Source organism: Pseudanabaena sp. CCNP1317, assembly GCF_034931345.1.
Taxonomy (GTDB): Bacteria; Cyanobacteriota; Cyanobacteriia; order Pseudanabaenales; family Pseudanabaenaceae; genus Pseudanabaena; species Pseudanabaena galeata.
The window spans coordinates 39,042-63,038 of sequence record NZ_JAYGIF010000011.1; the positions used below are offsets into that span (position 1 = coordinate 39,042).

Annotated in this window: 26 protein-coding genes; 15 read left to right on the top strand and 11 right to left on the bottom strand. The window is 43.6% G+C overall.

Annotated elements, in window-relative coordinates:
- Positions 1-36: 36 nt before the first annotated feature.
- Positions 37-1,365 (bottom strand): DEAD/DEAH box helicase family protein, encoded by a 1,329-nt coding sequence (locus VB775_RS06015; protein WP_281006450.1) that lies wholly within the window; start codon positions 1,363-1,365, stop codon positions 37-39.
- A gap of 108 nt (positions 1,366-1,473) precedes the next feature.
- Between VB775_RS06015 and VB775_RS06020 the strand changes: the two genes are divergently transcribed.
- Entirely contained in the window at positions 1,474-2,349 is an 876-nt protein-coding gene (locus VB775_RS06020; protein WP_281006449.1) for a Uma2 family endonuclease, read from the top strand.
- A 38-nt stretch (positions 2,350-2,387) separates the two neighbouring features.
- On the opposite strand, the gene VB775_RS06025 is transcribed toward VB775_RS06020, so the two are convergent.
- Positions 2,388-3,554 carry a metallophosphoesterase family protein gene (locus VB775_RS06025; protein ID WP_281006448.1) on the bottom strand — a complete coding sequence of 389 codons (1,167 nt, stop codon included), beginning with the start codon at positions 3,552-3,554 and terminating at the stop codon, positions 2,388-2,390.
- A gap of 12 nt (positions 3,555-3,566) precedes the next feature.
- A complete protein-coding gene (locus tag VB775_RS06030; protein ID WP_281006447.1) occupies positions 3,567-4,202 on the bottom strand; it encodes a ribonuclease HII in 636 nt (211 codons plus the stop codon).
- Between the two features lie 290 nt (positions 4,203-4,492).
- Between VB775_RS06030 and trpB the strand changes: the two genes are divergently transcribed.
- From trpB to VB775_RS06055, 5 genes are all read left to right on the top strand, one after another.
- Positions 4,493-5,725: a tryptophan synthase subunit beta gene (gene trpB / locus VB775_RS06035; protein ID WP_281006446.1), complete on the top strand. Its 1,233-nt coding sequence runs from the start codon at positions 4,493-4,495 to the stop codon at positions 5,723-5,725.
- Positions 5,726-6,292: 567 nt separating this feature from the next.
- A complete protein-coding gene (ftsH, locus tag VB775_RS06040; protein WP_281006445.1) occupies positions 6,293-8,155 on the top strand; it encodes an ATP-dependent zinc metalloprotease FtsH in 1,863 nt (620 codons plus the stop codon).
- Between the two features lie 177 nt (positions 8,156-8,332).
- Positions 8,333-9,532, top strand: coding sequence for an ATP phosphoribosyltransferase regulatory subunit (locus tag VB775_RS06045; RefSeq protein WP_281006444.1), 1,200 nt, complete (start codon positions 8,333-8,335; stop codon positions 9,530-9,532).
- A gap of 123 nt (positions 9,533-9,655) precedes the next feature.
- Positions 9,656-10,099, top strand: coding sequence for an SH3 domain-containing protein (locus VB775_RS06050; RefSeq protein ID WP_281006443.1), 444 nt, complete (start codon positions 9,656-9,658; stop codon positions 10,097-10,099).
- A gap of 71 nt (positions 10,100-10,170) precedes the next feature.
- Positions 10,171-10,371, top strand: a complete 201-nt coding sequence (locus VB775_RS06055; protein WP_281006442.1) for a hypothetical protein — start codon at positions 10,171-10,173, stop codon at positions 10,369-10,371.
- A 195-nt stretch (positions 10,372-10,566) separates the two neighbouring features.
- Here VB775_RS06055 and aroQ read toward each other — a convergent pair whose 3' ends face one another.
- Together aroQ and VB775_RS06065 are read right to left on the bottom strand one after the other, a co-directional pair.
- Entirely contained in the window at positions 10,567-11,001 is a 435-nt protein-coding gene (gene aroQ / locus VB775_RS06060) for a type II 3-dehydroquinate dehydratase (protein ID WP_281006441.1), read from the bottom strand.
- 43 nt (positions 11,002-11,044) lie between these two features.
- Positions 11,045-11,371: a BMC domain-containing protein gene (locus VB775_RS06065; RefSeq protein ID WP_281006440.1), complete on the bottom strand. Its 327-nt coding sequence runs from the start codon at positions 11,369-11,371 to the stop codon at positions 11,045-11,047.
- Positions 11,372-11,611: 240 nt separating this feature from the next.
- Here VB775_RS06065 and VB775_RS06070 point away from each other — a divergent pair, with 240 nt between their 5' ends.
- Positions 11,612-11,860, top strand: coding sequence for a hypothetical protein (locus tag VB775_RS06070; protein WP_281006439.1), 249 nt, complete (start codon positions 11,612-11,614; stop codon positions 11,858-11,860).
- Between the two features lie 124 nt (positions 11,861-11,984).
- On the opposite strand, the gene VB775_RS06075 is transcribed toward VB775_RS06070, so the two are convergent.
- Positions 11,985-12,506 carry a DUF1499 domain-containing protein gene (locus VB775_RS06075; protein WP_281006438.1) on the bottom strand — a complete coding sequence of 174 codons (522 nt, stop codon included), beginning with the start codon at positions 12,504-12,506 and terminating at the stop codon, positions 11,985-11,987.
- A gap of 156 nt (positions 12,507-12,662) precedes the next feature.
- Positions 12,663-13,070 carry an MAPEG family protein gene (locus VB775_RS06080; protein ID WP_281006437.1) on the bottom strand — a complete coding sequence of 136 codons (408 nt, stop codon included), beginning with the start codon at positions 13,068-13,070 and terminating at the stop codon, positions 12,663-12,665.
- Between the two features lie 35 nt (positions 13,071-13,105).
- Between VB775_RS06080 and VB775_RS06085 the strand changes: the two genes are divergently transcribed.
- The 6 genes from VB775_RS06085 to tyrS all read left to right on the top strand — a co-directional run bounded on the left by VB775_RS06085 (position 13,106) and on the right by tyrS (position 18,662).
- Positions 13,106-13,963: a hypothetical protein gene (locus tag VB775_RS06085; protein WP_281006436.1), complete on the top strand. Its 858-nt coding sequence runs from the start codon at positions 13,106-13,108 to the stop codon at positions 13,961-13,963.
- 43 nt (positions 13,964-14,006) lie between these two features.
- The gene (locus VB775_RS06090; RefSeq protein WP_281006435.1) at positions 14,007-14,276 is read left to right on the top strand and encodes a type II toxin-antitoxin system Phd/YefM family antitoxin; all 270 of its coding nucleotides are present in this window, start codon (positions 14,007-14,009) and stop codon (positions 14,274-14,276) included.
- Entirely contained in the window at positions 14,277-14,510 is a 234-nt protein-coding gene (locus tag VB775_RS06095) for a type II toxin-antitoxin system RelE family toxin (protein ID WP_281006434.1), read from the top strand.
- A gap of 223 nt (positions 14,511-14,733) precedes the next feature.
- The gene (locus tag VB775_RS06100) at positions 14,734-16,440 is read left to right on the top strand and encodes an ABC transporter ATP-binding protein (RefSeq protein WP_281009432.1); all 1,707 of its coding nucleotides are present in this window, start codon (positions 14,734-14,736) and stop codon (positions 16,438-16,440) included.
- A gap of 32 nt (positions 16,441-16,472) precedes the next feature.
- The gene (locus VB775_RS06105; RefSeq protein ID WP_281006433.1) at positions 16,473-17,384 is read left to right on the top strand and encodes an Rpn family recombination-promoting nuclease/putative transposase; all 912 of its coding nucleotides are present in this window, start codon (positions 16,473-16,475) and stop codon (positions 17,382-17,384) included.
- Between the two features lie 69 nt (positions 17,385-17,453).
- Positions 17,454-18,662 (top strand): tyrosine--tRNA ligase, encoded by a 1,209-nt coding sequence (tyrS, locus tag VB775_RS06110; RefSeq protein WP_281006432.1) that lies wholly within the window; start codon positions 17,454-17,456, stop codon positions 18,660-18,662.
- Between the two features lie 123 nt (positions 18,663-18,785).
- On the opposite strand, the gene VB775_RS06115 is transcribed toward tyrS, so the two are convergent.
- The 4 genes from VB775_RS06115 to VB775_RS06130 all read right to left on the bottom strand — a co-directional run bounded on the left by VB775_RS06115 (position 18,786) and on the right by VB775_RS06130 (position 22,665).
- Positions 18,786-19,454, bottom strand: coding sequence for an alpha/beta fold hydrolase (locus VB775_RS06115; RefSeq protein ID WP_281006431.1), 669 nt, complete (start codon positions 19,452-19,454; stop codon positions 18,786-18,788).
- Between the two features lie 179 nt (positions 19,455-19,633).
- Positions 19,634-19,747: a photosystem II reaction center protein T gene (locus VB775_RS06120; protein ID WP_094531873.1), complete on the bottom strand. Its 114-nt coding sequence runs from the start codon at positions 19,745-19,747 to the stop codon at positions 19,634-19,636.
- A gap of 6 nt (positions 19,748-19,753) precedes the next feature.
- A complete protein-coding gene (psbB, locus tag VB775_RS06125) occupies positions 19,754-21,283 on the bottom strand; it encodes a photosystem II chlorophyll-binding protein CP47 (protein ID WP_281006430.1) in 1,530 nt (509 codons plus the stop codon).
- A gap of 284 nt (positions 21,284-21,567) precedes the next feature.
- The gene (locus VB775_RS06130; protein ID WP_281006429.1) at positions 21,568-22,665 is read right to left on the bottom strand and encodes a glycerate kinase; all 1,098 of its coding nucleotides are present in this window, start codon (positions 22,663-22,665) and stop codon (positions 21,568-21,570) included.
- A 209-nt stretch (positions 22,666-22,874) separates the two neighbouring features.
- Here VB775_RS06130 and VB775_RS06135 point away from each other — a divergent pair, with 209 nt between their 5' ends.
- Complete coding sequence (locus VB775_RS06135; RefSeq protein WP_281006428.1) at positions 22,875-23,267, top strand: hypothetical protein; 393 nt, start codon at positions 22,875-22,877, stop codon at positions 23,265-23,267.
- Between the two features lie 103 nt (positions 23,268-23,370).
- Positions 23,371-23,970 carry a cytochrome b/b6 domain-containing protein gene (locus VB775_RS06140; RefSeq protein ID WP_281006427.1) on the top strand — a complete coding sequence of 200 codons (600 nt, stop codon included), beginning with the start codon at positions 23,371-23,373 and terminating at the stop codon, positions 23,968-23,970.
- Positions 23,971-23,997 lie beyond the last annotated feature (27 nt).

The window sequence follows — 23,997 nt, forward strand, 5'->3', positions numbered from 1 at the left end:
CAAAGCATCCCCAATTTGAGATGGTTTCAGAAGTCATCAATTGTGGTGGGAATAGTCAATATTTCTGACACCCAATTTTGCGTCATAGCCATGCACATTCCCCTGCACCATCAACTTAAACTGGTTTCTAGCATCATTCAGAGAGTTATTGATCGGTGTTGCCGATATTAATAGAACTTTAATATCTTGATTCTTTTGTAAAATCTGCTCCACCAAAAACTTATAGCGATTTGCCTTGTCATTCCGTAAATTATGACTTTCATCAATCACAATCAGCTTAGGCTTATCATCACGAAAGAACTTATCAGCGCGATCGCTATAGGACTCTAAGCGAGAGCTACTCATATCCGTATGAAAACGCATAAAAAACTTGAGTTTGTCGGGTTCAAACTTGGATTCCTGATTTTCCTTATAGCGGTTCCAGTTATCTTCCAGTTTCTTAGGACAAAGCAAGATCACCTCGCGCCCCTGCATCTGGAAAAACTTCATTACCGCCAAAGCGCTCCAAGTTTTACCCAAACCCACCGCGTCCGCTAAGATTGCCCCGTCATATTTCTGAAGCATCCGAATTAAACTCAAGACTCCTTTTTTCTGAAAGTCATAGAGAGCATTAAAAATAGCCGTATTTTCTAACCTTCCCACTTGACGATTAAACTCTGGATCGTTCTCAATTTCCAGAATTTGATTCCCAAATAGCTCAAATAAGATCTTGTAGTAAATATCTCGTGGCGAATATTCGATAAATATCTTCGTGATCGCCTCAATCAGATATTGCTTAAAATCAATCTTTTTACTCGTGCCATCCTTAGCCAGAATCGTCTTCTCTTTATGAGCTTGGGGCTTATGCCAAAGATTTTCAAACCATGCGACTAGCTCTTTATATTGGCTATTGTTTCCCGTCTCAGCAATATTCAGTTCCAGATTATTAGTATGCTTTAAACCAATCCCTGCTTCAGTCAGGTTTGAACTACCTGAAATAAAGTATTTGTCGCGATCGTCTTTTTTTGACGGCTCAAATAGATAGCACTTAGCATGACAAAAATTTGGCTCTAAAGTTTTTGCCTTAACTTTATCCTGCTTTAAAAAATCAACCGCTTCCTGAGCCAGACGACTAAGATTCAGCGCCGCCTCAATCGTAATGTTTTCATTTAGCAAATCTAAGGGACGCTCATCGACTTGATCGAAGTTAACGATATCTCCCAGTACTAGCCGAAACTTCGTAATTTTTTGATTAACCTCCTGCGAAAGATAAGCTAAAGCCCCAACCGTGAAATAGCCTGTAACGATATCAATCGTGCCTTCTTCTGTATATTCCTTAATCCATTCATGGACTTTTAGATTCTGGTTTTCGTTGTCTAATATCATCTATTCATACCTAGAAATAGTAAATCCTTCGACAATTAACTCAAGGGGGCGCATCAGGAAACTCCATGTAGAATAGCAATAATCAATTAGTCATTTACGCAAATAACAATGACGCAAGCGATCGCACCAATACTTAATCAACCACTTAGTCCAAGTGACTCTGGGCAAATCGCGGCTAACTCAGTCCAACCTGAAGTACTCCAAGCGATCGCCAAAGCCAAAGCCAAGCCTGAAATTGTTTGGGAATCTTTGCCTAAAAATTTTATTCTACCTGATGATCCTGTGGAAAGCATTGCTCAACCTCTTCTCGCCGCCGCCCTCAATGACAGCCTAGAAATTGCTCAACTTGTCACCCCAGAGCGCATAGTTGCCTCAAATATGGCGCTAGTGGTCAGAATCAATCAAAAGACCATCGTTAAAGCCCCTGATTGGTTCTATGTTGCCAAAGTAAATTCCACTTGGAAAAATGTGATCCGCCGCAGCTATAGCCCCCATGTGGACGGAGACACCCCTGCGATCGCGATGGAGTTTCTCTCCGAAGAGGAAACAGGGGAATATTCCACTCGCCCCACCTATCCCTACGGCAAGATGTATTTCTATGAGCAAATCTTGCAAATTCCGATCTACGTGATTTTCGATCCTGAAGATGGACGCTTAGAAATTCGTCAACTAGACGCTTCGGGCAAATATATTTTGCAATCCCTTGATGAAAATGGTCGCTACTTCATCGAGTCCATCGGCTTATATCTTGGTACATGGTACGGCACAAGGCTGGATCAGACTTTTCACTGGTTGCGATGGTGGGACAATGCGGGTAATTTACTGCTCTGGGGATCAGAAAAACTAGCTCAAGAGCGTCAATTACTCGAAGCCGAAAAGCAACGTGCCGAGACTGAAAAACAACGTGCTGAAAGCGAAAAGCAACGTGCTGATGAGGCTGAGCAAGAAATACTACGCTTAAGACAACTGTTAGCCGAAAAATAGCATTTTGAAATAATTGCAAAGCAATTATTTCAAAATGCTTAATTGGGTATTTCGCTAAACTCCATATATAACTCTTTGAAAGCGGTAATTACTTCAGGCGACAAGTTCTTTTCCCGATCGCTATAAAACTTTTGAAACTCAGAGATCGGATCAAAGCGATCGTAATCTTTCGGTACTAGAACCTGTGCGGATTCATTGATGATTAGCTTCGGCTCAACCATCACCGCCTGCGGACAAACTTTTCGCACCCGATCCGCGAGTCCGATGGGCGGCGTATCCACAGCGATCGCAAATTTCAAATAGCCTTCATAATCACGATGGGCTTCTAAATTCTCTTCAAGTTGATCCAAATGACATTCCACACGCTTGAGTGGTTTATGACAGGTGAGTGGTTGAAATTGCACTTTTGCAGGTCTACCAGTTTCCACTTCAATTAAGTTAAATCCTTTCTCTTCGCCCACTTCCCCAAAATCCACTTGAATTACAGAGCCAGCATAATAGGTCGGCGCAGCATTGGGAATCTGTTGTGGTCGATGGATATGTCCTAAGCCGACATATTGGCATTCTGAAGGAATCGATTGTCCTGAAAGACTATAAACATCACCACTATAAAAAGCTGCCTCAGAACCCGTAAACTTTGCACCATCAACGGTCATATGCGCCATCATCACATTCACAGCATCGGTTTTAAAGGCTTTAGCCAGATCTTGAAGGACAAAGGTGACAAGGGTTTTATAATCACTTCGCTGTTCCAAAGCATCCTTATTCCAGACATCCTCAGCAGCTAATAACTTCCGTTCCGAGGCAAAAGGCATCGCACCGATGCAAAGCTTGCCATTGGCTGTATCAATATTCACCAATCCGCCTTCTTCGGCAATTCTGGGACGACCTAAAGCTCTCACTCCTGCAAGGGATAGTAAATGGGCAAGGCTATCAATGCGATTAGCCGAATCATGATTTCCCGCGATCGCTACTGAGGGAATGCTTAACTGATTGAGCTTATAGAAAAAATCATAGGCAATTCGTTCGGCTTCAGTCGTGGGGTTTGGCACATCAAAAATATCGCCTGATATGAGGACTGCATCCACTTCATATTCTTTTGCATATTTAAGAATTTCGTCTAGGGCTAAGGCAATTTCAGGGGTGCGATCGACTCCTTTTAACTTTCTACCCAAATGCCAATCAGAGGTATGGATTAAACGCATAGTCCTTGTGTTTTAGAGAAGTGATTGCGAAGAAACCACTTCTTTGATTTTAAACGTTTTACGATGTAAATCACTGTAACCTAATTGCGCGATCGCCTGTCGATGTTTAGCCGTGCCATAGCCTTTATTGGTGGCAATGTCATAACCTGTATAGATTTCTGCGAGTTCGACCATGCAGCGATCGCGCCATACTTTCGCGATAATGCTTGCCGCCGCAATTGATATTGATAGAGAATCCCCTTTAATCACAGTAGTTTGTGGAATCGGGGCTATGAGTTTAAATCGTAAAAGTTGATTACCATCGATCAGACAATGCTTAGGCTGGGGATTTAGCTTGGCGATCGCCCTTTCCATCGCCAGTAAACTCGCTGCGAGAATATTCATTTCATCGATTTCCTCAACCGATGCTGTACCAATTGCACAGGCGATCGCCACTTCTCGTATGAGCAGATCTAATTTTTCGCGCCGTTGAGGTGAAAGCTTCTTGCTATCAGTCACGCCGAGATCTTCTAAATAAGCTAATTGATCAATCGGCAAAATTACTGCCGCCGCTACAACTTCGCCAAACAGACAACCCCGACCAACTTCATCAACTCCTGCTACAGGATAACTTGTAATTTCTAGCGATCGGATGTCTTCTTGATTCATGAAACTGATTGATCTTTTGGTATATAGCTGTCGCCATTCTTGTTAGGACATAAAACCCAAATAGTGAGAGGCGGCGCGAAGCGCCGCCTCTCACTATTTGGGTTTTGATTTGTGCTGATATAGGTGGCTATAGCTATATGTTACAGCGCAAAGTACTGACTTAAAAACCAGTGCAAATTTTGAAAGTGCCGCGAAGCGGCACTTTCAAAATTTGTTATCCTAAAGACAGTGCCACAAGCACCCGAAGCAAGTTTTAATAGTAGCTAACTCATCAGTCAAGATCCACCGCAATGACCACAACGCCGATCGCACCCAAAACAACTGCACCATCCACAATCGTCAATCGTCCCGATACCTTAGGACGGTTTGGTATTTTCGGGGGCAAATATGTTCCCGAAACCCTTATGAGCGCTCTTGCTGAGCTAGAAACCGCTTTCTATCATTACAAAAATGATCCAGATTTTAACAATGAACTAGATGGCTATTTGCGGGACTATGTGGGTAGACCTAGCCCTCTATACTTTGCGGAAAGATTGACACAGCACTATGGGACGGCTCAGATTTACCTAAAGCGTGAAGACCTCAACCACACAGGCGCACATAAAATCAATAATGCGCTAGCTCAAGTGCTTCTAGCGATCCGCATGGGCAAAAAGCGCGTAATCGCTGAAACAGGTGCAGGACAGCATGGTGTAGCTACAGCCACAGTTTGTGCTCGTTTTGGTTTAGATTGTGTGATTTACATGGGCGTGCAAGACATGGAGCGTCAGTCTCTCAATGTCTTCCGTATGAAACTCATGGGTGCAGAAGTACGCCCCGTTGAGGCAGGTACTGGCACGCTTAAGGATGCCACTTCCGAGGCAATTCGGGACTGGGTAACTAATGTCGTTGATACCCATTACATTCTTGGTTCCGTTGCAGGCCCCCATCCTTACCCGATGATTGTGCGTGATTTCCATGCGGTGATTGGGAAGGAGAGTCGTCGCCAGAGCCAAGAGAAATGGGGCGGTTTGCCAGATATTTTGCTGGCTTGCGTGGGTGGTGGCTCCAATGCGATGGGACTATTTCACGAATTTGTCGATGAACCAAGCGTCCGTTTAATTGGGGTGGAAGCCGCAGGTAAAGGGACAAACACCGAGTTTCATGCCGCCACTCTCACCCTTGGACGAGTTGGCGTATTACATGGTGCAATGAGCTATTTATTGCAAGATACTGAAGGACAGGTACAGGAAGCCCATTCCATCAGTGCTGGCTTAGATTACCCTGGAGTTGGTCCAGAGCATAGTTATCTAAAGGATTTAGGTCGTGCTGAGTATTACAGCGTCACCGATCAAGAAGCTCTAGATGCATTTCAACGACTCTCTCGTTTGGAAGGAATCATTCCCGCTTTGGAAACATCCCATGCGATCGCCTATCTCGAAACTCTCTGTCCACAGCTAACTGCTGATCAGCGCATCATTATTAACTGCTCTGGTCGTGGTGATAAGGATGTAAATACGGTAATTCAACATTTGCATCTCTAGTAATGATTGCCGCGTAAAGCGCGGCAATCATTCTTTCCATTGCTAATAGCTAACGTTTTGGTTCAAGATCTGCCATACATCCTCTCCCTACAGTAGTAATTGCCTGACGATATTCGCGATCTTGGACATCACCACAAGCCTAGACACCTGCCAACAATTCCAAATTCAAATTAAAAACCAAACCCAGTAGGGGTTTTAAAAGCACAAAATGGCGTAGCCACTTTGTGCTTTGGCATTACAGCTATTACCGAGCAAACGAACCACAAGAAAAAAAATGAAAGCGTTGCGAAGCAACGCTTTCATTTTTTTTCTTGGTTTGGGTTTGAGCGCAAAGCGCTGTAATGCCCATATTATGGCTTGTTATGGCATTGAAATTGTCCTAGCACCATTCCTTACCACTTTTGGGAATGGTGCTAGGAAGAGAATAAGTAAAAGATGGCGCATCGCGCCGCCTTTTACTTATTCTCTTCCTAGCGACACAGGCGGCTATCCCTACGTTTGCTGTCTAGCGTCAAGAAACCATCATTTCTATAATGACTTTAGAAACAAAGCGTAAAATATAAAAAAATGGCTGTCAAAAAAGAAGACCCCAAGCGATCGCGTGCAAGACTGATTGGCAATGTCCTATTGTTGATCGGCGCAGGATTGCTCATAATAAACATCTTTTTACCAAATTTATTTGCGCCGCCCATGGCGCGTGTTCCCTATAGCCTCTTCGTCCATGAAATTGAAGAAGGCAATGTAGCAAGGGTATATATCGGACAGGATCAGATCTCCTATCAGTTAAAGGGTGTCACGCCTGACATTCCTGGTGATGTGATTTCGACCACCCCAATTTTTGACTTGAATTTGCCAGAGCGCCTCGAAAAGAGTGGGGTCGAATTTGCAGCAGCACCTGTTCAGAAATCAGGCTGGTTTGGTACATTACTTAGCTGGGTCATTCCCCCATTGATTTTTGTCGGCATTTTCCAACTGTTCAGCCGTAACGGTGGCGGTGGCGCTCCTGGTGGCTTGCAGATTGGCAAGAGCAAGGCAAAAGTCTATGTCGAAGGTGAATCGACTAAAACGATGTTTGCGGATGTCGCTGGGGTCGATGAAGCCAAACAAGAACTTCAAGAAATTGTCCAGTTCCTGAAAACTCCTGAGAAGTACACCAAGATCGGCGCAAAGATTCCTAAAGGTGTATTGCTAGTTGGACCTCCTGGAACAGGTAAAACTCTGCTTGCCAAAGCGGTCGCTGGTGAAGCAGGTGTTCCTTTCTTCAGTATCTCTGGTTCTGAATTCGTGGAACTCTTTGTCGGGGTTGGTTCTTCCCGTGTCCGTGACTTGTTTGAACAAGCCAAAAAACAATCTCCTTGTATTATCTTTATCGATGAACTTGATGCGATCGGTAAAGCTCGCTCTAGTGGCGGCATGTACGGCGGTAACGATGAACGCGAACAAACTCTCAACCAATTGCTTACCGAAATGGATGGTTTCGGAGTAGATGGAACTACGGTAATTGTTCTTGCTGCAACTAACCGCCCTGAAACCCTTGACCAAGCCCTCTTACGTCCAGGTCGTTTCGATCGCCAAGTATTAGTCGATCGCCCTGACAAGAGCGGACGCTTAGCAATTCTCAAAATCCATGCGACAAAAGTTACTCTCGACAAGAGTGTTGACCTAGAAACGATCGCTACTCGTACTTCTGGTTTTGCTGGTGCGGATCTTGCTAACCTCGTGAATGAAGCGGCGTTACTTGCGGCTCGTGCGGGACGTGAAACTGTGTTACTAGAAGACTTCGCGGAAGCTGTTGAACGTGTAGTTGCGGGTCTAGAAAAGAAGAGTCGTGTTCTCAATGAGAACGAAAAGCGGATTGTTGCTTATCACGAAGTTGGTCATGCCCTAGTCGGAGCGCTTAACTCCAGTAGCGGCAAAGTTGAGAAAATCTCGATTGTGCCTCGCGGTATGGCGGCTCTCGGTTACACCTTGCAACTCCCAACGGAAGATCGCTTCCTGTTAAGCAAAGAAGAAATCGAAGCTCAAATTGCGACCTTGCTAGGTGGGCGATCGGCTGAGGAAATCATCTTTGGTAGCATTACCACTGGTGCATCCAATGACCTTCAACGCGCTACAGATCTCGCGGATAAGATGGTGACTAGCTACGGGATGAGCGAAGTTTTGGGACCACTTGCCTACCAAAAGCAACAAAACCAATTCCTCGGTGGTATGGAAATGGCTCGCAATGTTAGCCCTGCTACTTCCGAAGCGATCGACAAGGAAATCAAAACCATTGTTGAAAATGCCCATGCCAAGGCGCTAGCAATTCTCAATGCTAATCGTGATTTGCTAGAGTCGATCTCTGAGAAGCTTTTGGAAACAGAAGTGATCGAAGGTGACTTCCTGACTGGTTTGCTATCTCAAGTCAAACCTGCTGAAGTTAACGTATAACACTCAACCCAATAAAAAAAGCCGTGCAAAGCACGGCTTTTTTTATTGGCTGTTCAAGAATTAGGGGTGCGGCGCTTCGCGCCGCACCCCTAATTCTTGGATTTGTGTTTAAAAGGCGATCGCCTAATATCGGCAAGGATTCACGGTACGATAAAAGACGAAGACTGAGAGAATTGTATGGTGCATCAACTGCCAACTGGCGCAAAAGACTTACTTCCCCTAGACGTTGCTCAAAAGAGTTGGATCGAGAGCCGCATTCAACAAGTTTTTCAGTCGTGGGGTTATCAACGCATCATTACGCCCACTGTCGAACATCTGCGATCGCTTACCGCAGGTGGAGCCGTTGATCCCAAATCGGTGATTCAACTGCATAGTAGCAGCATTGATATTTTAGGATTACGTCCCGAATTTACTGCCTCGATCGCCAGAGCCTATGCTGCTCGTTTGGGGCAGAATGTGGCAACCTGTCCACAGCGACTTTATTACCATGCCAATGTATTTCGGCGCAGAGCCAATAACACTTCCGAGGAATCCTTTCAGGCTGGTGTAGAACTATTGGGGGCTTCGGGATTGCTTGCCGATGGTGAAATCTTGATGCTCTTAGCCGAGAGTCTTGATCGCCTAGAACTGCCAGACTGGCAAATTATTCTCGGTGATGCCAGACTGACGGGTGCATTGCTAGATTTACTGCCAGAGCAATATCGCGCCAAAGTACGGCAGTGCTTAGCCAGTCTTGATCGCATTGCGCTGCAAGAGATGGACTTGCCTGCTGATGTTAAGGGCTATGCTCTTGAACTAATTGACCTGCGCGGTAAGCCAAAGGATGTTTTGAGTCGCTTGTCGAGCAGTACATGGACTTCTGGATTAACAGGTGAAATTAACTATCTCAAGTCATTAATTGATCTATGGGAGAGTACAGGACTGACTTCAAGCGATCGCCTGATTCTTGATCTTAGCTTTATGCAAACCTTTGACTATTACACAGGCATCGTTTTTGAAGTCGCTTGTAATAACTATGTAGTTGCTCAAGGTGGACGCTATGATCACCTGCTTGGGGTCTATCATCCCCAAAATGTTAGCTACCCCAGCATTGGCTTTTGTCTTAATCTTGAAGACTTACAGCAAGCTCTGCAATCGCGGCTACCTCAAACTCTTACCACCTCGAATTGCCTAGTGGTTGCGAAAACTGCCGAGGCAATGCAAGCAGCCTTTGCCCATGCTGCACTTTTACGTCAAGATCCCAATATTGAGGCGATCGAACTAGAGCTAGAATTTCGGGCTGAGGATGCTGTCCGTGACCATGCGCGATCGCGGGGTATTTCTCAGATTGCATGGGTTAGTGATGATGGAGTAATTAGCTTAGAAACTGTAATTTAAAAAATAGAGGGGATGCTCAGCATTCCCTCTATTTTTTTTGCTTCAAAAATCTCTGTTAAATTTGGAGAACTTAAGGTAATCTATTCAACCAATCATCCATTTTGGTTAGCTAGTGATTTGATAATGAGATTTCCAGAAACGGCAAAATCTAGTGTAAGTTTAGCGTTTAGTCTGGGACTAATTGCCTCAATAGTGACGGTTGGCTGGTATTACATCATTTTGCCTTACCGAAAGAGTCCGCAAAGACCTGTTTTTACTAATGATCTCAAAGCTGTACCTGCACCAAAATCGCCGATCGCTGCTATTAAGGTGCAGCCAATGCCTCAGCCAACGGTTAAAGCTAAGCCCAAAGAGAATGAGGCTAAATATCAAGGTAAAGTTAACGCTAGTATTGGTCTAGTATTTCGATCTGATCCCAATCAGTCTGCGCGTAATGTTGGTGGTGCAGACTTTAATACCAGAGTTGCTGTAATTAGAGAAACCCCAGATCGTGAATGGGTATATGTCAGAAACGAAAGTACAAAAGAAGAAGGTTGGGTCAGAACTGGTAATATCACTAAAGATTAAAGAAAAGCCCCGCATTGCGGGGCTTTTCTTGTGGCTAGAAGATTAAACTGAACTACCTCAACACACAGATCGTGAAAGCTATTAACGTGGGTGCAGATTTCGAGCCTCAGCAGGCGGTAATTGATTTTGAGGCGATCGCTGATGATCCTGATGTGGTGAAGTTGTTGGATGAGGTGAGATTACTTTTGGCAAGTAACAAGGAATTAGCGGCTCAGGTTGAGACCTTGCAGAAACAGTCAAAATCAAGAGACACTATTAGCATTGGGAAGTAAATCAATGTCGATCAGTCAGGGACAGGAAATACACAGATAAACACTTTTAATTTGCACTCAAACGAACCACAAGAAAAAAATTGAAAGCGTTGCGAAGCAACGCTTTCAATTTTTTTCTTGTGGTTCGTTTGATCGGTAATTGCTATATGGTACGGAGAAAACCTTTACTGAGATGGGGTTTGATTAGCAATTGCTCTAGTTATCTAAATAAGCAACTAATGCACGTAAGCCTAAACGATAGCTCTCAGCGCCAAACCCACAAATCTGCCCGATCGCGATCGGCGCAATAAATGAATGATGGCGAAATTCCTCGCGTTTATGGATATTGCTAAGATGCACCTCTACCGTCGGAATATTCACCGAGGCGATCGCATCTCTAAGCGCCACGCTCGTATGCGTAAGCCCACCAGGATTGATTAAGATTCCTTGCTGTACCTGAAAAGCAGCATGAATTTTATCAATCAGCACACCCTCATGATTTGATTGCAAAAAGCTCAATTCTGCGCCTAACTCCATTGCATCTTTAGTTAGGCGATCGTTAATTTGCGCTAATGTGGTGCTTCCATATACCTCTGGCTCCCGCAAGCCAAGCATATTGAGGTTGGGTCCATGCAAAACCAGAATTTTCATTCTTTAAATATATTTTTCCTTTTTCCTTTTTCCCTTTTCCTTGTTAACGGAATTGCTCCATAGCTTCACTAAATTGCATAGTCTTGGTGATCACTTCGACATTGGCATGGGGACGGGGAATTACAGTAGCCGACAAAAATAGAGCTTTGTCTTTGGAACTCAAGACTTCAATTTGTTTAGCTGCTTCCACCCCTGCGGCGACAGCTTTTTGGACATCGCCAACTGGTCCACGGATGATAATGGTTAGGCGAGCGCCGCTTACTTTTTCGTAGCCCACAAAAGTTACATTAGCGGCTTTGACCATTGTGTCAGCGACGGAAAGTGCGGGAGGATGCCCCAGTACCTCAACCAAACCAACTGCGATTCCCATAAGATTTCCTTGAGCTTGTAAATAAGCTAGTTAAATAATCAAATAACGGTTTTTTATCAATATCAATCATAAATCTCAATGGTATCGATTGAGTAATATGCATTGTTTATTTGCGGTATAGCAATTCTAAATGAATCATGAGAAATTAAGGAGCCATTCCTGCCAAAGCAAACGAGCCGCAAGGCAAGACTGGTCTAGATCGATGATAATTGTATCAATGCTGATAACCAAGGAAAAATAATGTCACAAGAAGATTTTCAACAGCAAGTATTACGCAGTTTTGAAGAAATTGACAAAAGATTTAAAGAATTTGATAAGAAATTTGACAAGCTTGATTTTGATATCAAAGAAGCAAATATTAGAATTGATGCCTATCAAAAGTCATCGGTTCAGTTAGTTAACTTAGCATTTGGACTTATCAGCGCCGCCGCCGTTGTTATTTTGTCCCCAGCGGTCAAAGCTCTAACAGAATTTTTCTTAAGTCGCTAAAAAAGCAAAGAGAATGATGGCGCTTTGCACCTTCATTCTCTTTGCTTTTTTACAACACTTTTGTGAATTAAGAACTAAACCCAGTAAGTTTAAAAACAAAATGGCTATGCCATTTTGTTTTGTATTAAGCCATTTGAGCGCGAATGGCTTCAACGCGATCGCGGTTGACTCCAAGATCCGACTTACCTAGACGAGAAGCTGAACGTACCTCAATAATACCTTTGTCAGTATTGAGGTAAAACTCAACATCATCGACATAACCCATGAAAGCACTAGTAAATTCAGCGTAAATATAGTTACCTTCGGCGGTAATAATTTTGGTGCGGGGCATATTTCCAATTACCGCCTTAAGATCGGCTAACGCCTTAGCAGGTTCGCCTGTGTAAGTTAAAGGTGCGATCTTATGTTCTGCGTCGGTGCTTTGGCTAGAGACACAGTTGGGAGAATCGGGACAAGCAAGGAGTTTGCCATCGGTTACACCGATATTTGTAGGACGTGTGCCAGAAAAAGAAAAAATTGCCATAGGTGTTGCGATCGCAGAATTTAGAGAATAGTTGAGTGTATGTGCCGAAGCAGCAGGGACAAATCCGAAATAAGCAAGGGTAACAAAGTATAAGCTCGCGGCGATCGCGACAAGTTTAGACATATAGATATTGTTAGTTTCGCTGAGTATTTATACGCAAATGATTATGACACCTATAGACTCTTTCTATCCATCCATCAATAGGAACAAGGGGCTTAAGCCCCTTGTCTGATAACGATTGCCTAAGTAATGAAGAGTCGCGTTTCACGCGACTCTTCATTACTGCTCAAAAAATAATCCACGGACAAGGTTAAAAAGTGTGCCAAAAATGAGAGCAAGGGTTGCTAAAGAAGCGATCGCATTTCCTGCGGCGCGTTTGCTGGCTTCAATATAGTATCCCCATGCATAGGCGATGCGTCCCACAATCCACACAGCACCTAAAATTGCCCCCACATTTGGGTTCACAAAAATACTGAATAGCCATAGGGCAGGCAGAAAAATTACAATTTGCTCCAATGTATTTTGGTGAGCGCGATAGACTCGCTCAAAGTCTTCATTGCCTGTAGTTTGGGGCGGCATAATTTTGTATTTAACTCGCGCTACGCCCACACCGATACCTAAGCCAAAGTAAACGAGCAATGCGCCGATCGTGGCGATCGCAGGAAATACGAGTGTTTTGATGTCCATTTAGTTAAGATAGTGGCGATATATCGTTTTATGTTATGCCAAAGTTTCAAACCTATATCGGAATTGTCGCGATCGCGATTGGGATAGTTAGCTGTCAGCAAAATACTTCACCCAGTTCTCCCCCACCAACGACAAATCCAACTACTGAAAAAGCAATTAGTTATTTGCGATCGCAGCTTAATCTGTCGCCCAATGTAGCGATCGTGGCAGAGTCTCAAAAACCGCAGCTAGCAAATATTAGCGATTTATGTCAAACCTCGGCTCCGACTCAAGAAGGATTGGAAATCAAACTAATTGCTGAAGATATGCGCTACACCTTGCAGACCAATCAAGATGCTAGCAAAATTGAGATTTGTGGCTCTGAGGATGCTAAACCCGAAACAACAGGAAAATACACAGGTACAGGTTATACCCTCCGCTATCCTGCCGATTGGCAAGCGATCGATCTCGGTTTAGAAACTTCTGGTGCAAGTACGGTAATTTTTACGCCTAGTCGAGATATTGCTAAGGGGCTAGACAAAAATGACTTAGTGAAACAACTACAACAAAAACAGCAAATCTATACGGTGATATCGAGACAACCAATTGATAAGGCGATCGCCTCTACTAGTGCTGAGAACATCACAGATTTAAAAGAAGTTCCTTTTGATCCAAAAGTCAAAGGGGCAAAGTCTGGCTCGAAAAAGGAATTCACCCAAAAATTTAGAGGTGAGACTGATGCTGCATCTAGTAATTCCACAAGCTGGAAAGTCAAAGTATTAACTCTGGAAGCCAATAAATTCATCTACACAGTCAGCTATTACCAACCTGATGCTCAAAATGCTTCTAATAGCCCAAATCCCACAGCATTTGACCAATTTGCCAATAGCTTCGCCCTCATTCCCACAGACTAAATTTTAGATGTACACTTAGATGTACAGATGATCTCTAAAAACAATGCTATCCAACCTTCCCATTACCGAAGCAAGGCATGAACTAACTTCATTACCTGAAAAACTAGTTAAAGAAGGTGGAACATTGGCTATTACCCGCCGAGGTAAGCCTGTTTTAGCTGTGATGACATGGCAACATTACGAATCCATTCTCGAAACCTTAGAAATTTTGGGAGACTCTAGCCTTATGGTTAACTTACGCCAAGGGATTACTGAGGCTCAATCAGTACAAGGTCTCGATTGGGAATCTGCTAAACGGGACTTAGACCTCTAAATGTACCGCATCGTCATTCAGCCTACAGCCTTCAAATTATTGCTAGCGATTAACGATCGCCGCATTCGTCAAAAAATTAGCGATCGCATTGATAAACTCGCAGAATCTCCTGAAATACAAGGTAAACCATTGCTAGGTGAACTAGATGGTTATTACAGCGTCCGTGCGGTTGGACAGCGATATCGCATAATTTATACTATTGAGCAAGCTCAAATTACTGTAGTTGTTGTGTAATTAAAACCAAAATTTGTTGTGGCGGGCGAAGCCCGCCACAACAAATTTTGGTTTTAATTAATTTTCATTCCTTAGCGATGATAGGCAATGCGATCGCGGCGAGTTGGTGCGAGTTGGTGCGATAAAGTGAGAAACTTATCTTTGGTGAATTGCAAACATTTGAGCTACGAGTTTGAAACAACGATCTTTAGGGAAATCTTCAAAGCGCTCTTCCTACTGGCAGATGCGAGATTACGTCTATCCCCAACGTTTTCTCATAGCTAAAGCATTTTTATGCACGTTAGTCTTTATCGGTACAATGCCTCTGCTTGCTGAACTTTTAGGGCGAGTTGCTCAAGCGTTAGGCAAGGGGGATGTCAATGCGATTATTCAGATCGCTATTTTCACCGTAGTTATGTTTGTATTTCGGGGCTTGGGGCAGTACGGACAGGACTCAATGATGGCTCAAGCGGCGCTGAATGCGGCGAGAGATTTGCGTGTGGATGTGTACTCCCATTTGCAAACCCTTGATCTTGACTATTTCGCAGAGTCGAGAACTGGCGATTTATCCTATCGATTGACTGAAGATATCGATCGCATTGGTGAAGTCATCGGCAAGTTTTTCCATCAATTCATTCCGTCAGTATTGCAATTGATTTTTGTACTGGCGTACATGATTTATTTGAACTGGATTTTAACCCTGACTACGCTTGCCGTTGCGCCCCTAATTGCCTTGTTAATTGCATGGTTTGGCGATCGCATGTTGAGCCTCAGCCGTCGCAGTCAAGATCAGGTTTCCAATCTCGCCGCCTTACTATCAGAAATTTTTAGCGGGATTCGTCTCGTCCGTGCCTTTGCCACAGAATCCTACGAAGTCGAGCGTTTCAAACAAGAATCAGAACAAAATAGCCGTCGCAAATATGCCGCCGATCGCGTTCGCGCCATTCAATATCCTGTAATTGGCTTTTTGGAAGCCGCAGGAATTTGCTTCTTGTTTTTATTGGGAGGTTGGCTAATTTCTAATAAATGGTTACTTCCCGAACAGTTTGTTGCCTTTGGTGCAGGGGTTGCACTATTAATTGACCCGATCGCAAATACCACTGGAAGCTATAACGAAATCAAGCAAGCCGAAGCTTCTGTTGATCGCATTTTCGAGATTTTCGAGATTCAACCCGTTGTTACGGAGAAGCCTAACGCGATCGCTCTGCCTGAAGTCACAGGCAAAGTCGAATATATTAACGTCGGCTTCCATTATCAAAACGATCGCCCTGTTCTCACAGATATTAACCTCGTGGCAAATAAAGGCGAAGCGATCGCCCTAGTTGGTGCATCAGGGGCAGGGAAATCAACGCTGATGAATCTATTAATGCGCTTCAATGATGTCAAGACTGGCAAAATCTTAATTGATGGCTACGATATTCGTGATGTCCAAATCAAAAGTCTCCGCCAACAACTAGCCCTCGTTCCCCAAGAGAATATTCTCTTCTCTGGAACCGTTGCTTCTAATATTGCCTTTGGACAGAAGGATTACGATACTGAATCTGTGGAACAAGCTGCCAGAATTGCCAATGCCCATGACTTTATTATGGAACTTCCCCAAGGTTATGATACTTGGGTAGGAGAACGGGGAGTTAATCTCTCTGGTGGTCAGCGTCAACGCATTTCCATCGCTAGGGCAGTTCTCCATAATCCCAAAATCCTGATTCTCGATGAAGCAACTTCTGCACTAGATGCGGAATCAGAAAGCCTTGTCCAAGAAGCATTACAACGCTTAATGAATGGACGTACTGTATTTATCATCGCTCACCGCTTGGCGACGATTAGAAACAGCGATCGCATCATCGTTTTAGAACAAGGTCAAATTGTCGAATCAGGAACCCACGATGAACTTCTGCAAAAAGCAGGACGTTATGCTCAGCTACATTCTCGCCAATTTGATACCATAGGCTAAAGGCTCATAATGTTGTGTAACGGTAATTTGCCATGATCTTCATTAACCCTAAAATAGATTTTGCTTTCAAAAAAATCTTCGGCTCTGAAGATAGCAAAGATATTTTGATTAGTTTTCTGAATGCCCTAATTTATGAAGAGCAACCCGTCATTCAAGATTTAGAAATCCTTAATCCTTATCTAGCCCCAAAAATTCGCGGCGTTAAGGATACCTATCTCGATATCAAAGCCAGAATTAAAGAAGCTGATGGTAGCGATCGCACCGTGATCATAGAGATGCAAGTCTTAAACGTGGAAGGCTTTGAAAAGCGGATTTTGTACAATGCTGCTAAGTCCTATTCCACGCAACTTACCTCAGCCCAAAGCTATAATCTTCTTAATCCTGTCATAGCCCTGACAATTACCGATTTTATGATGTTCTCCGAACTTGGTAACGTCATCTCAAGATTTATTCTTAAAGAAAAAGACTATCTCATCGACTACCCCATTTATGACATTGAACTAATCTTTGTAGAATTGCCAAAGTTTAAAAAGCAGTTGCCAGAGCTAAAAAATATTGTTGATAAGTGGCTTTATTTTCTTAATCAAGCGCGATCTCTGTCTGAAGTTCCTGAAGTCATAGGGGCAGTTCCCGAAATTAAAAAAGCTTTTTATATTGCTAATCAGGCAAATCTCACCCTTGATGAATTAGAAGATCAAGAAAAAAGTGAGATATTTATTCAAGATCAACGTGGTGCGATCACTAAGGCTGTCAAGGATGGTCTTCAGCAAGGCATTCAGCAAGGTATTCAACAAGGCATTCAGCAAGGTATCCAACAAGGCATCCAGCAAAATACAGTTGAGCTTGCTAAGAAAATGTTGAACTTAGTAGACGATCGCACGATTTGTCAAATTACTGGTTTATCGATCGCGGAGTTAGAAGCTTTAAAAGCCTCAAACCTTTAGCGTAGTATGATTAAAACCTTGTGATTTCACAAATTTATAGTTAACAAAAATTTTAAGTAACTTTTTAGAATGTCTCAAAGCCAACCCAATTTAGCGACCCTTTTAGAAAGAGGCGTTGTCGAAATATTTCCTAATAGCGAATCTGACAACTTGCGCGATCGCATCCAAAAGAGCGATCACCCCCTTCGCATCAAACTAGGTATCGATCCCACCCGTCCCGACTTGCATCTCGGACATACCGTTGCCCTGCGAAAACTGCGTCAATTCCAAGATGCTGGACATAAAGCAGTCTTAATCATTGGTGACTTCACTGCCCAAATCGGTGATCCCACAGGTCGCTCAGAGGCGCGTCCCCGTCTCACACCTGAAGAAGTTGCTTACAATGCCGAAACCTATCTTGAGCAAGCCAAAAAAATTCTCGACTTTTCCAGCGATCGCTTCGAGTTGCGTCGTAATGGTGAATGGCTCAATAAACTTGATTTGCAGCAAATTATTAACTTGCAGGCAAGTATGACCGTGGGGCAAATGCTGGCCAAAGAAGGATTTAGCGATCGCTACGAAAAGGGGAATCCTATTTACTTGCATGAATTTCTCTACCCACTTTTACAGGGTTATGACTCCGTAGCAATCGACTCCGATGTGGAGCTAGGTGGTACTGATCAAAAGTTTAATGTTCTGGTTGGACGCGATCTGCAACTAAAAGATCCAAATCGCCAAGGCAAACCTGCTCAGTTTGGATTGTTGCTGCCCTTGCTAGTGGGCTTAGATGGCGTACAAAAAATGTCTAAATCTCTCGGTAACTATGTGGGAATTACCGACGAACCACTTTCAATGTATTCCAAACTCGAAAAAGTCCCCGATGCTCTTGTGGATAAGTACTTTGAGTTACTCACTGATATTGATCTCGCAACTCTCCCCGAAAATCCTCGCGAAAAGCAAAAACAACTAGCTTTAGCGATCGTTGGTCAGTACCACAGTCCTGAAGTAGCGCGACAAGCCCAACAGGATGCTGAACAAATTGTTCTCGCTGGCAATACTACTGACCTTGGTGATATTCCCGAATTTGACTTATCCCAAATCAATTTCCCTGCGCCATTGCATTATTTGGTTAAGGCCTCAGGACTCTGCAAAAGCAATAGCGAAGCCCAAAGCCAAATCAAAAATGGTGCGGTGAAACTTGATGGCGAGAAATTAGGCGATCGCACCTTTATCAATATCGAAGAACTCGCTGGTAAGGTTTTGCAAGTTGGCAAGAAAAAGTTTCTGCGATTAATTTAACTGATGTTAAAGTCGGTTCGACGAAAGCAAAAAATGGTAAGAATCGCTTAGCGATTCTTACCATTTTTTGCTTTCGTCGTGCGAAGCACGACGAAAATGGCTATATCGAACTCACGTTTAGATTTACAAAGGCAAAGGGTTTTGAGGCTTTGCCCAAAACTTTTGAATTGTCTGAACCACTCTAGGATGAGTCCGCAGATCGGAGTGATTTACTCCATTCAAGCAAACAAAATGAGCATGTTTTATTTTCGTGGACTCAATCGTAACCATCAAATCCCAGCCGCCGATGACATGTCCTGCGACAACTAATGTCGGAATTACCGCCGCAATCTTTTCGGCTAAGTATCGTCTATCTTCACTAAGATGTTTAGCCATGCCAATCCTCAATCCCCAAGCACTCAGAATTTTGGCAACATCTGCACCACCAATGGGAGAGCCTAAAAGGATTAAAGATTCAATACGAGTCCACCATTCAGGATGGCGAGATAGGACTTCTACCCAAATGACTCCGCCGAGTGATGTGGCAATGATCCGCGCAGGTATATCAGGATAATCTTGAAACGTTTGTTCAGCGAAGTTAGCCACTTTTTGAATAAGCGGGGCGATCGCAAAATGCGTTTCAATCGAGAACTTAAATCTATCTGGTACAAAGGATGGCAAAGAGCCTAGATAAGGGGCAATGATTTTAGAGTCTGGGGGAGCAACTTTTTTAGCTAAAGTCTCCATAGAATAATTACCGTCACTCATACCATGCTGGGAAAATACGATGAGTTTTGGGTGTTGACCTTCCATAGATGAAGTTTTTGTTTGTATAGCTATAGCCATCAATGTGTAAAGAGTTGCGGCGCTTCGCGCCGCAACTCTTTAGTGGGTTTTAAAAAGACAAAATGGCGTAGCCATTTTGTCTTTTGGTATAAAGCTTATTTTAGTAACTTCTAAATAAAAAAGCCCGCCTAGGCGGGCTTTTTTATTTACTTCTTATCTTTAGAGTTAGAGATAACCTTAGGAGGTTCACGGAAGAAGATTGCAAAGAAGAACAAACCAATCAAACAAGCGAAAATAAAAGTGTAAGTGAGAGCTTCCATTAGATACTATGCCTCAACAGCGCGAGTAGTTTTGTCGCCAACTTTTTGGAAAGCACCCCATTCAACTTGCTCTTCGCTGAGTTCTGGGTCAACCCCAGCAAACACATCGCGGAACAAGGTACGAGCGCCATGCCAAATGTGACCGAAGAAGAAGAACAAAGCAAATACTGCATGTCCGAAAGTAAACCAACCACGAGGGCTAGTACGGAACACACCGTCAGAGTGATTCTTTTCTTGATCGAATTCAAAGATTTCGCCTAGCTGAGCTTGACGAGCATACTTCTTAACGCTTGGAGCATCGGCAAAAGATTTACCATTCAACTCGCCGCCAACAAAAGATACAGTTACGCCAGTTTGCTCAACACTGTACTTGGATTCAGCACGACGGAAAGGAATGTCCGCACGAACAACACCATCTTGGTCTTGTAAAACGACAGGGAAAGTTTCAAAGAAGTTAGGCAAACGGCGAACACTAAGTTCACGACCTTCACCATCCTTGAAAATTGGATGTCCTTGCCAACCTTGAGCAATACCATCGCCATTGTTCATCGGACCAACGCGGAACAAACCACCCTTCGCAGGACTGTTACCAACGTAGTCGTAGAAAGCAAGTTTGTCAGGAATTTTTGACCAAGCTTCTTCAGCATTCAAACCAGCATTTAGACCAGTTTGAACACGGCGGGAAATTTCTTGTTGGAAAGAGTTTGTATCCCACTGATAGCGGGTAGGACCAAACAATTCGATGGGGGTTGCTGCCGAGCCGTACCACATGGTTCCAGCAACAACGAAAGCCGCAAAAAATACAGCCGCAATACTGCTAGATAGTACGGTTTCGATGTTACCCATACGCAGCGCTTTGTACAAACGCTCTGGTGGACGCACGGTCAAGTGGAATAGACCAGCGACGATACCCACGATACCCGCAGCAATGTGGTGAGCCACAATACCGCCAGCATTAAATGGGTTAAATCCGTTAGGACCCCATTCAGGCGCGACAGGTGCAACGTGACCAGTCAAGCCATAGGCATCGGATACCCACATACCAGGACCAAAAAGCCCTGTTTGGTGGAAAGCTCCAAAGCCAAAACAGAGTAAACCAGATAAAAATAGGTGAATGCCAAACATCTTAGGCAAGTCTAGAGCAGGCTCGCCTGTCCGAGGATCTCTAAATAGTTCCAAATCCCAGTTAACCCAATGCCAAATCGCAGCAAGGAAGAGTAAACCAGAAAGTACGATGTGTGCGAGTGCAACACCTTCAAAAGACCAAAAACCGGGGTCAACAACTTGTTCGCCAGTAATTGTCCAGCCGCTCCAAGAATTAGTAATGCCAAGACGGGTCATAAAGGGCATTACGAACATACCTTGCCGCCACATGGGGTTGAGGACGGGGTCACTGGGGTCAAAAATTGCTAACTCATAAAGTGCCATCGAGCCTGCCCACCCTGCTACGAGAGCAGTGTGCATCAGGTGCGTGGCAATCAGTCTTCCTGGATCGTTCAGGAGAACTGTATGCACTCGATACCAGGGTAATCCCATTGCAAATGTTCCTTAATCTATGTAGTGAGTAAGATCTTAACGATTCTTAATTTTAATTTATGATAATTGATCCTGACTTGAGTAATCACTCAAAATACTTAAAGTAATATGAGAAAATACTATTTTCAGAATCGTTAAATCAGTCGATTTATTTTATTTGTAACATCATAATAAACTATTCCCTCCGATTGATTGCGATAAAACCCAAAAAGCAATGGCATCGCTTCGTAAAAACCCATTGATAGAGTTGCGGCGCAAAGCTCCACAACTCTATCAATGGGTTTTTAGCTATAAATCCTTGTTGGTAAATGCGATCGCGATATTTCGACCACCAGATCAGCACAGGAGGCAGGGTAATCCCGATCAATGATGCGGGGCATAAATAGTTCAGGATGTAGCGCTTTCCAAAAATATTCAACAAATTTGGTGATTTCTGCGTCACTCATCCCTGATTTGCCAGCATCAATGAGGTTATGCTCGGCGGCAAGCCGCCATTGCAGACTGTATTGGTAATCTTCAGGGACAAGCACGATCAAGCTATCGAGATATTCCCAGAGTGGCAGATAGTTGTAGAGATTAGCGTTACATTCGAGAGCAAATTCGCGATCGCTTTCTGACAAAATTGGCGGTACAAAATTACGAAAAGCCGAAATTGGTAGGGGATGCATTCCCACAAACCAACCCTCAAACAAAACAATATCCGCACCATCGGAAATTTCTGGCTCAGTGCGATCGCCTGCACCATTGTGTAGCGATTTATCAAAGCGGGGAATGGCGATCGGTTGAGGATGATCTGGATTGCGATCACGCAATTGCTGCAAAACTTGAATGCCCAAATCAATATCATGGGTGCTAGGGGGACCACGCCAAATCAGATCGGGGCGGAGATCGCGCAGTTTTTGTCGATCTACATGGGTCTTATACAAGTCATCAAGGGAAATGCTTAAAAATGTTTTGCCGAGATATGGCAGCAAAATATTTAGCACTATACCCAATGTAGTTTTGCCAGTACCTTGACCACCCAGTAATCCTTGAATAAATGGTCTAGCGATTTTTTGTTGCTGATTGACTAGGCTTTGAGCGAGGGGCAGCCAATAATGCCAGAGCAGTGGCAGAGTTGCCGATGGGGGATCGATTTGGACATTGTGCAGCGCCAGAGTTTCTAAAATTTTTGGATAAACTAATCGTAAAAGTTGCGATCGCTGATCAATTATTTCGTGAATTACTTTTAAACTCAGGTTTAGCTTAGGATCATTAAGACTCAGCCAACCAAAGCAGTTATTTTTTCTTGATTCATTCAGTAATAAATCATGATCAATGCTAGATAGGCGATCGCCTTGGACTAATTGTTCAAAAATTCTTATAGGTACATTTTTAAGCATTTCCTTACCCTGTCGGGCTTTTACATAGTTCGAGTTATAAATAAGTTATAAAAATTACAAATTTACAAAAATTAAGCTATTAATTAACCATAACTTAACCTAGAATTAACGCAGTGAGTAATTATACGCAAGCTCCTCCACAAAAACACGGATAGTTACTAACTTAAATACAAACAAAACCTTTACCAAAAAGACAAAATCCAACAACTATGAATCTCAAAGCTCTTTTGATCATTGCTAGCCTTAGCCTATCTGCTGGATTAGTTTCTTGCGCTACAGAAACCCCTACAACTCCTACAGCTACCCCAGCCGCTACATCCGCTCCTGCTGCTACCGATGCTGCTAAAGACAAAGCTACAACTGATGCTAAGCCTGCTGATGCTACATCCGCTCCTGCTGCTACCGATGCTGCTAAAGACAAGGCTGCAACTGATGCTAAGCCTGCTGCTACCGATGCTGCTAAAGACAAGGCTGCAACTGATGCTAAGCCTGCTGATGCAACTGATGCTAAGCCTGCTGACCCAACAGCCCAGCCTGACGCTGCTAAGCCCGCTGCCGATCCAACGGCTAAGCCTGCTGAAGAAACCAAGAAGCCTCAGTAGTATTTAAACAAAAAAGAGGTGACGCTTTGCGTCACCTCTTTTTTGTTGCTTGAGGCTGCGAGAAGTTGGACTAAGATCTAAGCAAAACTCTATCGGAATGTTCATGCGATCGCCAATTCAAGAGCAGATGCTCAAACCTAAACAAGATTTACTCGCCAAAGTTTTTCATTGGGTAAGTCTGGTCAGTTTATTTTTAATGATTACCAGTGGCTTACAGATTTATAACGCAAATCCTGTATTTGGTGGACGAGGTGGTTTTCACATTCCCGCAATTTTAGGACTAGGGGGATGGTTAGCAGGTGGCCGACATTGGCACTTTGCCGCAATGTGGATATTTGCATTAAATCTTCTGTGGTATGGAGTCTATGTCTTGCTAAGCAAACGGTGGCGACATCGATATGCCAGTACCAAAGATGTTAAAGCCTTAGTAGTTAGCCAAAATATCAAGCGCAAAAACTATGCTTGGCATCGATTGATCTACACCTTGCTAATTCCGATTTTATTGTTATCGATTTTTACGGGGATCGGCATGTATAAGCCAGCCCAGTTCTATTGGATCGTGGATAGTTTTGGTGGTTGGGATGCGTTGCGAATTACACACTTTATGGCAGTACCGATCACCCTGATTTTGGGAGGTATTCATTCCCAATTGGGGCGAAAAGTGGGTGGCGATCGCCTGCTAGATTCAATGTTTTGGGAGTAAGTAAAGGCGGCGCGAAGCGCCGCCTTT

What these genes read in the sequence shown, in the direction of transcription:
- VB775_RS06015 (WP_281006450.1), bottom strand. Translation starts at nt 1,365, where the DNA reads ATGATATTAGACAACGAAAACCAGAATCTAAAAGTCCATGAATGGATT.
- VB775_RS06020 (WP_281006449.1), top strand. Translation starts at nt 1,474, where the DNA reads ATGACGCAAGCGATCGCACCAATACTTAATCAACCACTTAGTCCAAGT.
- VB775_RS06025 (WP_281006448.1), bottom strand. Translation starts at nt 3,554, where the DNA reads ATGCGTTTAATCCATACCTCTGATTGGCATTTGGGTAGAAAGTTAAAA.
- VB775_RS06030 (WP_281006447.1), bottom strand. Translation starts at nt 4,202, where the DNA reads ATGAATCAAGAAGACATCCGATCGCTAGAAATTACAAGTTATCCTGTA.
- trpB (WP_281006446.1), top strand. Translation starts at nt 4,493, where the DNA reads ATGACCACAACGCCGATCGCACCCAAAACAACTGCACCATCCACAATC.
- ftsH (WP_281006445.1), top strand. Translation starts at nt 6,293, where the DNA reads ATGGCTGTCAAAAAAGAAGACCCCAAGCGATCGCGTGCAAGACTGATT.
- VB775_RS06045 (WP_281006444.1), top strand. Translation starts at nt 8,333, where the DNA reads ATGGTGCATCAACTGCCAACTGGCGCAAAAGACTTACTTCCCCTAGAC.
- VB775_RS06050 (WP_281006443.1), top strand. Translation starts at nt 9,656, where the DNA reads ATGAGATTTCCAGAAACGGCAAAATCTAGTGTAAGTTTAGCGTTTAGT.
- aroQ (WP_281006441.1), bottom strand. Translation starts at nt 11,001, where the DNA reads ATGAAAATTCTGGTTTTGCATGGACCCAACCTCAATATGCTTGGCTTG.
- VB775_RS06065 (WP_281006440.1), bottom strand. Translation starts at nt 11,371, where the DNA reads ATGGGAATCGCAGTTGGTTTGGTTGAGGTACTGGGGCATCCTCCCGCA.
- VB775_RS06070 (WP_281006439.1), top strand. Translation starts at nt 11,612, where the DNA reads ATGTCACAAGAAGATTTTCAACAGCAAGTATTACGCAGTTTTGAAGAA.
- VB775_RS06075 (WP_281006438.1), bottom strand. Translation starts at nt 12,506, where the DNA reads ATGTCTAAACTTGTCGCGATCGCCGCGAGCTTATACTTTGTTACCCTT.
- VB775_RS06080 (WP_281006437.1), bottom strand. Translation starts at nt 13,070, where the DNA reads ATGGACATCAAAACACTCGTATTTCCTGCGATCGCCACGATCGGCGCA.
- VB775_RS06085 (WP_281006436.1), top strand. Translation starts at nt 13,106, where the DNA reads ATGCCAAAGTTTCAAACCTATATCGGAATTGTCGCGATCGCGATTGGG.
- VB775_RS06090 (WP_281006435.1), top strand. Translation starts at nt 14,007, where the DNA reads ATGCTATCCAACCTTCCCATTACCGAAGCAAGGCATGAACTAACTTCA.
- VB775_RS06095 (WP_281006434.1), top strand. Translation starts at nt 14,277, where the DNA reads ATGTACCGCATCGTCATTCAGCCTACAGCCTTCAAATTATTGCTAGCG.
- VB775_RS06100 (WP_281009432.1), top strand. Translation starts at nt 14,734, where the DNA reads ATGCGAGATTACGTCTATCCCCAACGTTTTCTCATAGCTAAAGCATTT.
- VB775_RS06105 (WP_281006433.1), top strand. Translation starts at nt 16,473, where the DNA reads ATGATCTTCATTAACCCTAAAATAGATTTTGCTTTCAAAAAAATCTTC.
- tyrS (WP_281006432.1), top strand. Translation starts at nt 17,454, where the DNA reads ATGTCTCAAAGCCAACCCAATTTAGCGACCCTTTTAGAAAGAGGCGTT.
- VB775_RS06115 (WP_281006431.1), bottom strand. Translation starts at nt 19,454, where the DNA reads ATGGAAGGTCAACACCCAAAACTCATCGTATTTTCCCAGCATGGTATG.
- VB775_RS06120 (WP_094531873.1), bottom strand. Translation starts at nt 19,747, where the DNA reads ATGGAAGCTCTCACTTACACTTTTATTTTCGCTTGTTTGATTGGTTTG.
- psbB (WP_281006430.1), bottom strand. Translation starts at nt 21,283, where the DNA reads ATGGGATTACCCTGGTATCGAGTGCATACAGTTCTCCTGAACGATCCA.
- VB775_RS06130 (WP_281006429.1), bottom strand. Translation starts at nt 22,665, where the DNA reads ATGCTTAAAAATGTACCTATAAGAATTTTTGAACAATTAGTCCAAGGC.
- VB775_RS06135 (WP_281006428.1), top strand. Translation starts at nt 22,875, where the DNA reads ATGAATCTCAAAGCTCTTTTGATCATTGCTAGCCTTAGCCTATCTGCT.
- VB775_RS06140 (WP_281006427.1), top strand. Translation starts at nt 23,371, where the DNA reads ATGCGATCGCCAATTCAAGAGCAGATGCTCAAACCTAAACAAGATTTA.